This is a genomic window from Enterobacter sp. R4-368 (assembly GCF_000410515.1).
Taxonomy (GTDB): Bacteria; Pseudomonadota; Gammaproteobacteria; order Enterobacterales; family Enterobacteriaceae; genus Kosakonia.
In genome coordinates, this window is sequence record NC_021500.1 from 3,420,697 (window position 1) to 3,434,981 (window position 14,285).

The 14,285-nt window shown below is 52.6% G+C and carries 12 protein-coding genes; 6 read left to right on the forward strand and 6 right to left on the reverse strand.

The window, feature by feature from the left end:
- Nucleotides 1-186: 186 nt before the first annotated feature.
- Nucleotides 187-2,145 (reverse strand): acetate--CoA ligase, encoded by a 1,959-nt coding sequence (gene acs / locus H650_RS16020; RefSeq protein WP_020456164.1) that lies wholly within the window; start codon nucleotides 2,143-2,145, stop codon nucleotides 187-189.
- 684 nt (nucleotides 2,146-2,829) lie between these two features.
- Here acs and gltP point away from each other — a divergent pair.
- Entirely contained in the window at nucleotides 2,830-4,143 is a 1,314-nt protein-coding gene (gltP, locus tag H650_RS16025) for a glutamate/aspartate:proton symporter GltP (RefSeq protein ID WP_020456165.1), read from the forward strand.
- A 307-nt stretch (nucleotides 4,144-4,450) separates the two neighbouring features.
- On the opposite strand, the gene H650_RS16030 is transcribed toward gltP, so the two are convergent.
- Nucleotides 4,451-5,158: an ArsR/SmtB family transcription factor gene (locus tag H650_RS16030; protein WP_044489776.1), complete on the reverse strand. Its 708-nt coding sequence runs from the start codon at nucleotides 5,156-5,158 to the stop codon at nucleotides 4,451-4,453.
- A gap of 85 nt (nucleotides 5,159-5,243) precedes the next feature.
- Here H650_RS16030 and H650_RS16035 point away from each other — a divergent pair, with 85 nt between their 5' ends.
- The 4 genes from H650_RS16035 to H650_RS16050 are packed head-to-tail and all read left to right on the forward strand — an operon-like array spanning nucleotide 5,244 to nucleotide 8,538.
- Nucleotides 5,244-6,224: a sulfite exporter TauE/SafE family protein gene (locus H650_RS16035; RefSeq protein WP_238328354.1), complete on the forward strand. Its 981-nt coding sequence runs from the start codon at nucleotides 5,244-5,246 to the stop codon at nucleotides 6,222-6,224.
- Nucleotides 6,221-7,114 (forward strand): DMT family transporter, encoded by an 894-nt coding sequence (locus H650_RS16040; protein WP_233500388.1) that lies wholly within the window; start codon nucleotides 6,221-6,223, stop codon nucleotides 7,112-7,114. Before H650_RS16035 ends, H650_RS16040 begins: the two co-directional genes overlap by 4 nt.
- Before the next feature lies 1 nt (nucleotide 7,115).
- On the forward strand, nucleotides 7,116-7,826 hold the full coding sequence (locus tag H650_RS16045) for a methyltransferase domain-containing protein (RefSeq protein ID WP_020456169.1): 711 nt from the start codon (nucleotides 7,116-7,118) through the stop codon (nucleotides 7,824-7,826).
- Nucleotides 7,804-8,538, forward strand: a complete 735-nt coding sequence (locus H650_RS16050; protein ID WP_020456170.1) for a class I SAM-dependent methyltransferase — start codon at nucleotides 7,804-7,806, stop codon at nucleotides 8,536-8,538. The genes H650_RS16045 and H650_RS16050 overlap by 23 nt, the downstream gene beginning before the upstream one ends.
- Before the next feature lie 36 nt (nucleotides 8,539-8,574).
- On the opposite strand, the gene fdhF is transcribed toward H650_RS16050, so the two are convergent.
- On the reverse strand, nucleotides 8,575-10,722 hold the full coding sequence (gene fdhF, locus H650_RS16055) for a formate dehydrogenase subunit alpha (protein WP_082071791.1): 2,148 nt from the start codon (nucleotides 10,720-10,722) through the stop codon (nucleotides 8,575-8,577).
- 257 nt (nucleotides 10,723-10,979) lie between these two features.
- On the opposite strand from fdhF, the gene H650_RS16065 reads away from it, so the two are divergent.
- Nucleotides 10,980-11,711: a response regulator gene (locus tag H650_RS16065; RefSeq protein ID WP_020456173.1), complete on the forward strand. Its 732-nt coding sequence runs from the start codon at nucleotides 10,980-10,982 to the stop codon at nucleotides 11,709-11,711.
- Nucleotides 11,712-11,714: 3 nt separating this feature from the next.
- Here H650_RS16065 and H650_RS16070 read toward each other — a convergent pair whose 3' ends face one another.
- The 3 genes from H650_RS16070 to H650_RS16080 are packed head-to-tail and all read right to left on the reverse strand — an operon-like array spanning nucleotide 11,715 to nucleotide 14,265.
- Entirely contained in the window at nucleotides 11,715-12,707 is a 993-nt protein-coding gene (locus H650_RS16070; RefSeq protein ID WP_020456174.1) for a carbohydrate kinase family protein, read from the reverse strand.
- Nucleotides 12,707-13,567, reverse strand: a complete 861-nt coding sequence (locus tag H650_RS16075; RefSeq protein WP_020456175.1) for a ketose 1,6-bisphosphate aldolase — start codon at nucleotides 13,565-13,567, stop codon at nucleotides 12,707-12,709. The genes H650_RS16070 and H650_RS16075 overlap by 1 nt, the downstream gene beginning before the upstream one ends.
- A gap of 11 nt (nucleotides 13,568-13,578) precedes the next feature.
- The gene (locus H650_RS16080; protein WP_020456176.1) at nucleotides 13,579-14,265 is read right to left on the reverse strand and encodes a D-lyxose/D-mannose isomerase; all 687 of its coding nucleotides are present in this window, start codon (nucleotides 14,263-14,265) and stop codon (nucleotides 13,579-13,581) included.
- Nucleotides 14,266-14,285: the final 20 nt, after the last annotated feature.

The following is a 14,285-nucleotide window of genomic DNA, read 5'->3' on the forward strand; positions in this document are numbered from 1 at the left end:
CGCCCCAGTCACATCGTTATCGTTGCGCCTGGGATATGCGCGTTTGCCGCTTTCCTGCAACACGAAATCCATTAGGAATTGTAGGGTGAGGTGGTTGTTTCCTCTCCTTGGAAGGAGAGCGTTATGGTTGCGTTTGCCGCCGGATAACACGCTTTCGCGCCGCTATCCGGCAGGGTTTTACGATTATTACGATGGCATGGTAATGGCCTGCTTCTCTTCGAGCAGTTTTTCCACTACGCCAGGATCGGCGAGCGTTGAGGTATCGCCGAGATTGCTGGTATCGCCAGCGGCGATTTTGCGCAGAATACGGCGCATAATTTTGCCGGAGCGGGTTTTTGGCAGTGAGTCTGTCCAGTGCAGCACGTCCGGCGTCGCCAGCGGGCCAATCTCTTTACGCACCCAATTTCGCACTTCGGTGTACAGCTCCGGCGACGGTTCCTCACCGTGGTTGAGCGTGACGTAAGCGTAAATAGCCTGGCCTTTAATGTTGTGTGGAATGCCGACGACCGCCGCTTCGGCGATTTTCGGGTGTGATACCAGCGCCGATTCAATCTCTGCCGTTCCCAGACGGTGGCCGGAGACGTTCAGCACGTCATCCACGCGACCGGTGATCCAGTAGTAGCCATCTTCGTCACGACGCGCGCCGTCACCGCTGAAGTACATATTTTTGAAGGTAGAAAAATAGGTCTGCTCAAAGCGTTCGTGATCGCCAAACAGCGTCCGCGCCTGGCCCGGCCAGGAGTCGGTGATCACCAGGTTGCCCTCGGTCGCGCCATCGAGCGCGTTACCTTCGTTATCCACCAGCGCAGGCTGCACGCCGAAGAACGGGCGCGTGGCGGAACCGGCTTTCAACTGGGTTGCGCCGGGAAGCGGGGTGATCATAAAGCCGCCGGTTTCCGTCTGCCACCAGGTATCCATGACCGGGCATTTACCGTTACCGATTTTTGACCAGTACCACTCCCAGGCTTCCGGGTTAATCGGCTCGCCGACGGAACCGAGGATCCGCAGCGAAGACCGGCTGGTGCCGTCAATCGCTTTATCCCCTTCCGCCATCAGCGCGCGAATGGCGGTTGGCGCGGTATAGAGGATATTCACGTTATGTTTGTCCACTACCTGGCTCATACGCGCCGGGGTCGGCCAGTTCGGCACGCCCTCAAACATCAGCGTGATGGCGCCGCAGGCCAGCGGCCCGTACAGCAGGTAGCTGTGCCCGGTTACCCAACCGACGTCGGCAGTACACCAGTAGACATCGCCCTGGTGATAATCGAAGACATATTTAAAGGTTGATGCGGCATAGACCAGGTAGCCGCCGGTGGTGTGCAGCACGCCTTTCGGTTTCCCGGTGGAGCCGGAGGTATAAAGGATAAACAGCGGGTCTTCTGCATTCACTTCTACCGGCTGGTGCTGGTCGCTGGCCTTGTCGGTCAGCTCGTTCCACCACAGGTCGCGCCCTTCATGCCAGTCGATGTTACCGCCGGTGCGTTTGAACACCACGACATGCTCGACGCTGCTGACGTTCGGGTTTTTCAGCGCGTCATCAACGTTTTTCTTCAGCGGAATGTTGCGCCCGGCACGCACGCCTTCATCGGCGGTGATCACCAGCCGTGAGCTGGAGTCAATAATGCGTCCGGCGACCGCTTCCGGCGAGAAGCCACCGAAAATGACCGAATGCACCGCGCCAATACGCGCACAGGCGAGCATTGCCACAGCGGCTTCCGGCACCATCGGCATATAGATGGCGACGACATCGCCTTTCTTAATACCGAGCGACACCAGCACATTGGCGAAGCGGCAGACATCGCGGTGCAGTTCACGGTAGGTGATGAGTTTGCTCTGGCTGGCGTCATCACCTTCCCAGATAATGGCCGTTTGATCGCCGCGTTCGGCGAGGTGGCGGTCGAGGCAGTTGGCCGCCAGGTTCAGCGTGCCGTCTTCATACCATTTAATGGAAATATTGCCTGGCGCGAAGGAGGTGTTTTTCACCTTCTTATAAGGCTTGATCCAGTCGAGGATTTTGCCTTGCTCACCCCAGAATGTGTCAGGGTCAGTTACCGATTGCTGGTATTTGGCCTCATACTGCTCCGGATTTATCAGGCAACGTTCCGCAATATTGGCGGGAATATCGTGTTTATGTATTTGGCTCATGGCGATTGCTCTCCTTGTAAGATGTTAATAATATGTCGCAAGAACGTTAATTGTAGGGCCTTTGCCAGCTTTGTTTACTATTTGCGCGATAGATCACGCATTAAATGAATTGTGCAAAAAGCGAGCAAAATAAATGTGCTGGCGCGCGAAAGAACGCAAAAAGGTGGAACGGCAAGAAAGACGCTTCATAACAGCAAGTTATGGAAGGTGACAATTCGATTACGCTTACTACCGGCGTAAAAAAGCAGGCTGTTGCAAGCCTATGAAAATCCATTATGTAATCAGTAGGGTGGTAATGGTTACGATGATGAATTATTCACTGCATTAACAAGGAATCGCAGACGAAATAACGTTAGAAATTGGCTTATGAGACATTTTTCGTGATTAAAAAATGCGCAAATAAACGAATTACCCACAATAATTTCCGATGGCAAATATTGGATTTGCCGATAGTGAAAAGTTTTTCATAACAAAGAGTTATTTGTCATAACTGAAATAAAAGACGGTTTTTGAGTAAAAATTCAGTCAAACCCCCTCCCGGTATAGGGTTGCGCGTTACACCCTGCAAATGATACTGATAATGCGCGTTAAAAAACCCCGCAATACTGTGCGACGCTAATCATACCCTTTCAGTATGTGTCGTTCCTTGCCTGGAATGGCGCTTCATTGAGGATGTCTGTAGTTATGAAAAACATGAAAATCAGCCTGGCCTGGCAGATTCTGCTAGCCCTTGTGCTGGGTATTCTTCTGGGTAGTTATCTGCACTACCACAGCGACAGCCGCGAATGGCTGATTGCGAATCTCCTGTCTCCGGCGGGCGATATCTTTATCCATTTGATCAAAATGATTGTCGTGCCGATTGTTATCTCGACGCTGATTGTCGGCATTGCAGGCGTTGGCGACGCGAAACAGCTTGGCCGTATCGGCGCGAAGACCATCATCTATTTCGAAGTGATCACTACGGTGGCGATTATTCTCGGCATCACGATGGCGAATGTGTTCCAGCCAGGCGCGGGAATTGATATGTCGCAGCTGGCGACGGTGGATATTTCGAAATACCAAAGCACCACCGCGGATGTGCAAAGCCACGCCCACGGCCTGATGGGGACGATTTTATCGTTGGTGCCGACCAATATCATCGCGTCGATGGCGAAGGGCGATATGCTGCCGATCATCTTCTTCTCAGTGCTGTTTGGTCTGGGGCTCTCTTCCCTGCCAGCTTCGCACCGCGAGCCGCTGGTCACCGTGTTCCGTTCTATTTCCGAAACCATGTTTAAAGTCACCCATATGGTGATGCGTTATGCGCCGGTCGGCGTGTTTGCGCTGATCTCTGTAACGGTGGCGAACTTTGGTTTCGCTTCGCTGTGGCCGCTGGCAAAGCTGGTTATCCTGGTCTATTTCGCCATTCTGTTCTTTGCGCTGGTGGTGCTGGGCATTGTGGCGCGCGTGTGCGGTCTGAGCATCTGGATTTTGATCCGCATCCTGAAAGATGAGCTGATCCTGGCGTACTCCACCGCCAGCTCGGAAAGCGTGCTGCCGCGTATTATCGAGAAAATGGAAGCCTATGGCGCGCCGGCGTCGATCACCAGTTTCGTGGTGCCGACCGGTTACTCCTTTAACCTCGATGGTTCGACGCTGTACCAGAGTATTGCGGCAATCTTTATTGCTCAGCTCTATGGCATTGACCTGTCGCTGTGGCAGGAAATCATCCTCGTGCTGACGCTGATGGTCACCTCGAAAGGTATTGCGGGTGTGCCGGGTGTCTCCTTCGTGGTACTGCTGGCAACGCTGGGTAGCGTCGGTATTCCGCTGGAAGGCCTGGCGTTTATCGCTGGTGTTGACCGTATCCTCGATATGGCGCGTACCGCGCTGAATGTGGTGGGGAATGCGCTGGCGGTGCTGGTGATCGCCAAGTGGGAGCACAAGTTTGACCGCAAAAAAGCGCGCGCTTACGAGCGCGAAATGTTGGGCAAATTTGATAAGACCGCCGACCAGTAACCTTCTCAATCCCTCCTTCATGGAGGGATTTTTACATCAGGCGGGCTTACCCGCCTTGCCTGTCAAACGACGCCGCTCGCTCATTAACGCTCTGATCGAACATCCCATCACGCTACCTCTATATGTATCCGGCCGGATGCTCAGCAGGGTTTCAACATTGATGGTAACGGGCGGGCAGGGCGGGGTCATTGTGCGTTATGCGCAGGGACAAAACGTGATCGGTCATATGCAGCTTCTCCTGTGCGCCCGGCGGTGAAGGTATTTCGCGACGGGCTGGCGCAGGCGGTGAGGGCCGACAAACGGCACATCACTCGTCATCAATGTTATGAATACCCAGGCTGCGTTGCAAAAACGCTTTCCCGGCAGGGGTGACGGTCAAAATACGTGCCTCATTGGTTTTAATGATAAAACGCTTCCTGAGTAGTGCGTTAAAGAGATGCGCGCCGAGCTCTCCCGAAAGATGGTAACTCTGTTCGCTCCAGTCCATGCAGGGGATCACCAGCGCCCGGCGTGAATGGCTAAGGGCGTGAGTATCAATGCCTAAGTGTGTGCTGAACCACGTATCGCCAGCGGCGCTAATGGCAAGGTTTCCCTCCGCGGCCTCGAGCACTTTTTGTTGGCAAAGGTGCTCGTAGATGGTCACGCCGACATGTCCGGCAATATGGTCGTAGCAGGTTCTGGCATAACACATTTTCTTGAACCCGCTGGGTTTGATGCGTTCCTGAAAATTGCTATCAGCATAGGTGGCGACCATCATTGATTCTATCGCCTGGGCAATCAGCGAGTTATAAAGCCGGTAATAACGGTTGCGGCCAATTTTATCAAAGGCAACGACGCGGCAATGGATGAGTTTCGCCAGATGATTACTCGTCGATTGAGGGGAAAGCCCGGCGGTGATAGCTAATTGCGATGCGGTGAGCCGGTTATTATCCATTAACGCGCAGAGCATTCTTGCCCGGCTCGCATCTGCTAATAAACAAGCCAATCGACTAAAATTGGGAAGTTGTTCTGTCATTACGTTCATAGTTCATTAAAGAATTAAACATTTATGTGTTTGTTCGTAAAGAATACCGCAATTCAGAACAGACAAGGCAGTCATAATGTTCTTACAACGACCTCTATATAAGGAATCCCTCCTCTTTTTCAGATTTTTTGCTTTAATTTTATGGCTTTTATTGACGGTTTATATTACTGGCTTTGTTAGTATTGCGGAGAATTATATTTTAAGTCTCGCCATGATGGTCGGCGCATTTGTCGGCAGTGCCACACCGGTCGGCGGTGGTGTGGTGGCGTTTCCGGTACTGACATTTATCAAGCAGATCCCCGCGAAAGAGGCCGCTGTTTTTTGCCTTGCTATGCAATCGTTTGGCATGACGGCGTCCTCTTTAGCGATATTTACCCGCAAGATACCGGTGGATAAATTTCTGATAACCTGGTGTGTAATAACCAGCTTTTTAGGCTATCTGCTGGCGTTATTTTATATTCCCAATCCCTTTTCATCCGCAGGTTTAAAAGTTTTCTTCTCCTCATTCTGGCTTGCTTTTGGCGCAGCGATTTTTGTCGTCCGAAGGAAAAAAACCATTTCGCAGACTGTTGGAATTACCCACGCGAGAGGCTGGCGATTACTGCTATTTATCGCTATTTGCTTTGCGGGGGGGATTGTAACGTCATGGATTGGTAATGGCATCGATGTGGTCTTTTTTTGTGTTTTGATTTTAATGTTCTCCCGCACCGAATCTGTGGCAACACCTTCTGCGGTTATTGTGATGGCATTGATATCCATCTTTGCGACAGCGTTAAATATCAGTGCCGGTAATGTGAATATGCAGACGTTAAAATATCTTAGTGCAACGATTCCGGTGGTCATTATTTTTGCACCTTTAGGTATTCTTTTTTCTGTTCGGCATGGGGATGCATTTATCCGAAAACTTCTGCTGGCGCTGGTTATTATTCAGTATCTGTTTACCGCTGCTGCTTTTTTCAGGCAGCTGGATTATGTCTTTCTCTCCATGCTCGTTATTGCTCTTTCATCCGTTTTATTGTTTGCCATTGGCTATATTGATAAAAGGAAAGCGGTGTGACCACGAGAAATATGAACTTTCTGATAAAAGTCGTTATTGCGACCCTCTGTATGGGGTCTTCTTTTCCAACCGGGAAATACTTAATCTCTTATGAAAACATGCCGCCATTTTTAATGGGCGGTTGGCGGTTTATGGCGGCCGGGCTTTTTATGCTATTAATTCCCATATTTACCCGTGGCATTCAGGCTATCATCCCGACCAGTGAAGGTTCTGTCGCGAAGGGGCTGCTTTTAACTGCGGTCGTCGGTGCGTTGCAAACGACAGGGACAATGGGTTTTCTCAATCTGGCGCTGGAGAGCGTTACCTCATCCATGTCTTCTATTATTCTTTTTACCAATCCTCTGTGGCTCGCGATATTGGCGCATTATTTACTGCACGATAAATTAAACAAGCGAAAAATTATCTCACTGGTCATCGGTGTTGCGGGTGTCATTGTTTGCCTGGGGCTTGAGAGCGTTAAAGGCGGAACCGGTTTATTTTATGCGTTTTTAGGATCGATATGCTGGGCGGTATGCACGGTCGTGAGTAAGCGATTTGTTTTTGATAAAGATAGCTGGGTATTTACCGGCTGGCAGCTTTTTCTCGGCGCGCTGTTTATGTTGATCATCGCCTGGATAAGACATGAAAAATATGATATCGGCGATTTACAAACCTGGGGCTGGGTGTGGTTTATTTGGCTTATTTTACCGGCCAGCGTTGGCTCGTTCGGTTTATGGTTTTCAGCACTACGGCAGGGCGGCGCAACCCTTGCCAGCGGTTTTCTGTTTCTGGTTCCTCTCTTTTCAACGATCTTTTCTATTTTCACCTTGCATGATGGTCTCTCCATCCAACTTATTATCGGCGGATGCCTGATTGTCCTTTCACTCTTTCTTCTTAATCGGGAGTATTAACATGGAAGTGGGTAACAGTATTTCGATATCAACCGGGAAACAATGGTCTTTTGATAACGATGTCGCCAGCCATTTTGATGAACATGTGCAAATGTCGGTGCCAGTTTATCAGGAGGGGCATGAGCTTATTGGTTTTTTAAGCGATTTCTTTATTAAAGAAGGTTCCGTGTTTTATGAAATCGGCTGCTCCACCGGCGCACTGATTCATAAAATCTATACCCGTCATAGTCAAAAAACAGCGACACGGTTTATTGGCGTTGAGCCGGTGCAGAATATGATCGCGCAGGCAAAAAAAAGAACCGGTAGTTTACCCATTGAATATGTGCATGACACCATTGAAAATATCGATATGGAAGCGTGCGACTTTATCGCCTCTTATTACTGCTTGCAATTTATCCCCCTGACTAAGCGCATAATCGCGTATGAAAAATTATACGACGCATTAATTCCTGGAGGCGCGCTGATTATTTTTGAAAAAGAGGTTATTGACGACTCTAAAATAAATGAAATGATAGAGTCTTGCTATCTGAAATTTAAGCTATCACGAGGCTTTTCGATTGATGAAATTATCGCTAAGAAATTTAGCCTCGAAGGAGTGATGCGGCCTTGCACCGAGCGGGAAAATAGAAAAATCCTTGCGGAAGTCGGGTTTAAACAAATTGCCACGATCATGAAATACGGTGAATTCCATGGATACCTTTGCATCAAATAAGCGCAGCCAGCAAAATAAAAGTAAATGGGAAGAGTTACATAAAAAATCGGCGAATCAAAGTGTGCGCACCACACCCAGTTACGCAATAAGACGAATTTACGAAAGTCTGGAATATATACAAACTGACTCGACTACCGTCAATACGCTTGAAATTGGTTGTGGATTTGGCCGCAATCTTCATTACCTGATTACACATGGTTTCTCTGATAATTATGTCGGTATTGATCAGACCGATGTCGCAATTAATAAAACAGCCGAGCTGCTAAGCGATTATCAACAAAAAGGTATTATACAACTTATCAAGGCCAACGCGGCGGGGGATTTACCCTTTCCGAATGCTCATTTTGATTGCATTTTCGATATTATGTCCGCCATCACCTTTATTCCCGATGAAGCGGTACGAGTCGCTTATTTCAGCAACGTAGTCAGGTTGCTGAAACCGGGCGGTGCTTATTTTTTCCTCGCAGTCAGTAACCAGGCGGTAGTTAACGATAAAGTCGTCGATGTAACGCTGGATGAGCCGGGCTTGTTTAAACGTAAGTTCGACAACATGATTGAAAAAGCCTATTCGGCGGCTGAGCTGAAACGCTATCTGGCGGGGTTGTCTGTTTGCTGTCTGGATGTGGTTTCCGAGCATACTCGCGCTTTCGGCGATGAAAAGTTCGAACGCGAAAATGGCTTCTGGTTTGGCTGTTTTACCAAAGAGATCTGAAAAAATGCGGGGTGATGAACACCCCGCATTAACCGCTTAACCCATTGCGCTTTCGCGCAGGCGAGTCTTCAGTTTGTTGTACTCATCTATTACATACTGCTCGGCGGCGCGCTGATCGGCGATCGGCTCCACGCGCACGGCGCAGTATTTGTACTCCGGCGTTTTGGTAATCGGGCTGAGGTTTTCCGTCACCAGCTCGTTACAGGCACCAATCCACCACTGGTAGGTCATATATACCGCGCCTTTATTAGGACGCTCGCTGACCTGCGCACGCGTGATGATTTTGCCTTTGCGCGAGTTCACCCACACCAGCGCTTCATCTTCAATGCCCAGCCTTGCAGCGTCGGCCGTGTTGATTTGCGCATAACCGGGTTCATCCGCCAGCGCGGCGAGCGCGGCGCAGTTACCGGTCATTGAACGGCAGGAGTAGTGACCCACTTCACGCACGGTGGAAAGCACCATCGGATACTCCTCGTTGAGTTTATCCATTGGCGCGACCCAGTCGCAGGTGAAGAACTTCGCCAGCCCATTCGGCGTGTCGAATTTTTCTTTGAACAGATACGACGTGCCTTGATCGGCATCCGACGTGTCACGACACGGCCACTGAATGTAGCCCAGCTCACCCATTTTTTCGTAGGTGGCGCCGTAGAAGTCCGGGCAGAGATGACGCAATTCATCCCAGATTTCCTGCGTGTTGTTGTAATGCATCGGATAGCCCATCCGGGTGGCAATCTCGCTGATGATTTGCCAGTCCGTTTTCAGATCCCACTTCGGTTCCACCGCTTTAAAGAATCGCTGGAAGCCGCGATCCGCTGCGGTATACACACCTTCGTGCTCACCCCAGGATGTCGACGGCAGGATGACGTCCGCCGCGGCTGCGGTTTTGGTCATGAAAATGTCCTGCACAATGACCAGTTCCAGCCCTTCAAACGCCTTACGTACCGCTGAAAGCTCGGCATCGGTCTGAAGCGGATCTTCGCCCATGATGTAGGCGGCGCGGACTTCGCCATGCTCAACGCGGTGCGGCAGTTCGCTGATGCGATAACCGGTATGCGCAGGCAGGCTTTCCACGCCCCAGGCTTTGGCGAATTTCTCGCGGTGCGCCTCCTCTTTCACGTACTGGTAACCAGGGTAGGTATCCGGTAACGCGCCCATATCGCAGGCACCCTGCACGTTGTTCTGACCACGCACCGGGTTCACCCCAACGTGCGCTTTGCCGAGGTTGCCCGTCAGCATCGCGAGGCTGGTCAGCGAACGCACGGTTTCCACCCCCTGGTAGAACTGGGTCACGCCCATGCCCCACAGAATGGCAGCGGTTTTCGCACCGGCATACATACGGGCGGCCTGGCGGATCTCCTGCGCAGTGACGCCGGTGATCTCCTCGACCGATTCCGGCGTATAGCCTTCAACGATTTTCCGGTACTCTTCAAACCCTTCGGTACGATTGGCGACAAACGCTTCGTCGTACAGCTTTTCCTCAATAATGACATGCCCCATTGCGTTGAGCAGGGCGATGTTCGACCCGTTTTTCAATGCAACGTGCATATCAGCAATGCGCGCGGTTTCGATTTTGCGCGGATCGCAGACGATGATTTTCGCCCCGTTTTGTTTCGCGCGAATCACATGATTAGCGACGATCGGGTGAGAATCCGCCGGGTTGTAACCAAAGATAAACACTAAATCTGTGTTATCAATTTCATTAATGGCATTACTCATCGCGCCATTACCGACCGACTGGTGCAGACCTGCAACCGATGGGCCGTGTCAGACGCGAGCGCAGCAGTCGACGTTATTGGTACCAATAACGGCGCGCGCGAATTTTTGCATTATGTAGTTGGTTTCATTACCCGTACCGCGGGAAGAGCCGGTGGTCTGGATTGCATCCGGACCGTACTTCTCTTTGATGGCGCTCAGACGACCGGCGACATAATCGAGCGCTTCATCCCAGGATACCGACTCCAGTTTGCCGCCGCGCTGGCGACGGATCATCGGGGTTTTCAGGCGAGGTGTCAGAATCTGGGTATCGTTAATAAAATCCCAGCCGTAATAACCCTTCAGGCAGAGCGTGCCCTGATTGGTCTTGCCCTGCGCAGCCTCCGCCCGAACGATTTTGCCGTTATCGACCACCAGGTGAATCTTGCAACCTGAGGCGCAATACGGGCAAACCGTGACGACTTTTTTCATCACTTTCGCTCCAGTTAAGAATATCGCCCCCGATTATGCATCTTCTATGCCACAGTGTTGCTGGGGGTATTCACTGATATTACGGCGGATATTTGGTCAAAATACTGACGAAACGCAGGTCATCGTCAAAAGTGACGTGTCGAAAGGCGAGGGGGATGTGACCCCGGTTAAAAATCCGGCATTTAGTCGCTGCATTTATCAATCGCAGCCAACAGAATGAGCCAGAATGAGCAAATAAAGCCTGGCGGAAGCGGATAATGAAACCTGCGATTCTGGTTGTGGATGACGATACGGCGGTGTGTTCACTGCTGGAAGATGTGCTCAACGAGCACGTCTTTACGGTCTACGCCTGCCATAACGGGCGTGATGCGGTAAACCTTTGTGCGCAGCATGCGGATATCGCGCTGGTGCTGCTGGATATGATGTTGCCGGATATCAACGGCTTGCAGGTATTACAGCAATTGCAAAAACTGCGCCCGTCGCTGCCGGTGGTGATGCTGACCGGGCTGGGCAGCGAATCGGATGTGGTGGTCGGGCTGGAAATGGGCGCCGATGACTACATTGGCAAACCTTTTAACGCGCGTGTGCTGGTCGCGCGCGTCAAAGCGGTATTACGGCGTACCGGCGTGCTGGCGGCGGAAGCCACCGCGATAAAAACGCCGGGGTTTGTCTTTAACGGCTGGCATCTCGATCCTGAGCGCTGTGAGCTGTTTAACCCGCAGCAGCAGAGCGTGGCGTTGACGCAAGGGGAGTACAGCTTATTGCTGGCGCTGGTGCAAAACGCGCGTCGGGTACTGAATCGCGAACAGTTGCTGGAGCTAACGCACAGCGAAAGCGTCGATGTGTTTGATCGCACCATTGACGTGTTGATTATGCGCCTGCGCCGCAAAATCGAAACCAATCCTCACCAACCCGCGTTGATCAAAACCTTGCGCGGGCTTGGTTACGTGTTTGCCGCAGACGTTTCTCACGGTGATAAAGCCGCCTGAGCCTCAGCACTCTTGTAATAACGCGTCCAGCGTTTTCGCGCCGTCAATGGCGTTGGCGCACAGCAGGCTGGCGCGGGCGCAGGCATGCGCCAGCAAAATGCTTTTTTGCAGCGGCCAGCTTTCATGGCAACCATATAAAAAACCGGCGCAAAAGGCGTCTCCCGCCCCCACGCTGCCAATAATTTCGGCCTGGCTCAGCATCCGCGAAGGTACCCAGCTGCCCGCTTCGCCGGGTGCTTCACCCCAGGCACCTTCCGGGCAGTGGATCACTACCCGCTGTTTTACGCCCGCCGCCAGCAGTTTTGCTGCGGCGAGAGCGATATTGTCGATATGCGGCCCGTCGTCGGCTGTGCGCATTGCCAGTCCGCTGAACTCGCCCGCTTCCAGTTCGTTGATCACCAGATAATCGAGATGCGGCAAGCAGGGCAGCACCAGCGGTTGATAGCGCGGATCGCCTTTGCGCGACACTAAATCGAGCGAGGTTTCAAAACCCTGTTCGCGCATTTGCGCCAGCAGGCGTGCGCTGCGGGTGCCAAATTCCTCATCGGGTTTATCCAGGCTGTCGAGCAGCAGTAAATAACCGAGATGGAAAATCTTCATGCTGCCATCCAGCCCGTCAAAGGCGGGCAGATCCAGCAGACGATTGGCTCCCGGCGAGTGGAAAAAGGTGCGCTGCCCGGAAGGATCGGTCATCACCTGCGACATGGACGTCGGTGCCGACGTGGTGCGCTGTACATGCTGGCGGTTGACGTGGTACTGCTCCAGCATCGCCAGAATATAATCGCCGTCGCTGTCTTCGCCCACCAGCCCGACCGCCTGTAGCGGCAGGCCAACGTGCATTTTCGCCAGCGTCAGCAGGACATTCAGCGGCGCACCGCCGGTGGAGCGCTCGCTGTGGGTGATTTCCGCCAGCCAGCCGCGCTCCGGCCACTGCACAATCTGGTGGACATGATCGACCAGCATATTTCCGGCGGCGATAACCCCTTTACGTTCCATCACAGTTGCCCCGCGCTGCCAAAGATGCGCATCTGCCCGGCGACGGTATCGGTAATGGCTTCTTCAACACTGAGCAATAACTGCGCGAACTCATCATACAGCGGCTGGCGGTTGCCCATGCGCTGCTCAATGGCGCCCAGTGCGGCTTGCGACATGCCGGTGTAGAAGTTGATCTTATGAATGCCGAGCGAGATGGCGCGGCGGAAATCGTCATCGCTGATGCCGGAACCGCCGTGCAGCACCAGCGGCAGGCCGGTTTGCTGGCGAATGGCGTCCAGACGTTCGAAATCGAGTTTCGGCTCGCCTTTGTACTTGCCGTGCGCGTTACCAATGGCGACCGCCAGCGTATCGATGCCGGTACGATCCACAAAATCCCGCGCCAGCGCCGGATCGGTGAAACAGGCTTCATCGGCGTGACCGTACAACGCACCGCCTTCATCGCCGCCCACCGCGCCCAGCTCGGCTTCAACGGAAACGCCCACCGCGTGGCACATCTTCACCACTTCCCGCGTCTGGCGAATATTCTCTTCGTACTCCAGCGTGGAGCCATCGAACATCACCGAACTAAAGCCGAGCCGCAGCGCGCGCACCACGGATTCAAAGTGCAGCCCGTGGTCGAGATTTAAGACCACCGGAATGTCACTGCAGGCGGCCTCGAATTTCACCGCTTCGACCAGCGAGTCCAGCGAGATGTACTTAAAATGCACTTCGGCGATGTTGATGATAAACGGCGAGCGCTCCTGTTTCGCGGCGGCGAACAGGGCGCGTAGAAAGTGGGAGTCGAGCACGTTGAACGCGCCCAGGGCGTAGTGATGTTCGCGGGCGTGGGTCAGGCCTTCGGCAAGAGAAATCAGCGGCATAGCAAACTCCTTTAGCTCAGAAACAGATGATACTCGTTGCACAGCACCAGCAGCGCCGGTTCGTCTTCCAGAATGTTGTTGTAGCGATCCATGGCATTCAGGAAGTGGTTGTCATGCTCGTCATCGTTTACCGACGACACTTCCCCGACCAGCACATCGCCGAAGCCGGGTTCGCCCCAGAAGCTGTGATACAGCCCCGGTGGCAGGCAAATACTTTCCCCTGGTGAGAGGCGCAGCTGGCTGCCCGCCGCGTGTGTCTGAATGCAGCCATCAATGACCACGGTAACGTCGGTGTTGAGCGTCTCGTCATTCGCTCCGGCGTTCCACAGTTCAATAATTAAATTACCGCCGCCGCGATTAATGATGTCCTCGCGCTTGCGCCAGTGAAAATGCATCGGTGTCACCTGTGCGTCGCGCACATGCATGATCTTTTCCGCATAACATTTTTCATAGGGCGCGCCGTTGGGCGAGCCGTTGCGCAGCGTAAACAGCGTCAGCCCCTGGGCGTAGAAATTCGAATTGCCGAAGGCGGTGACATCCCAGCCTAACTTCAGATCGAACACTTCGCGCCAGGCCTCTCTGTCCAGCTGTTGCCATTTGGTTGGTGGAAAACTGGCAAAAGGAGGCAGATGCACATCGTGCATCGAGAAGAACTGTCGTGTATGGCCGAGAATCTCATTAATGGCGGAGCGTTTCATGGTATCCCCTGTGTTGGCAC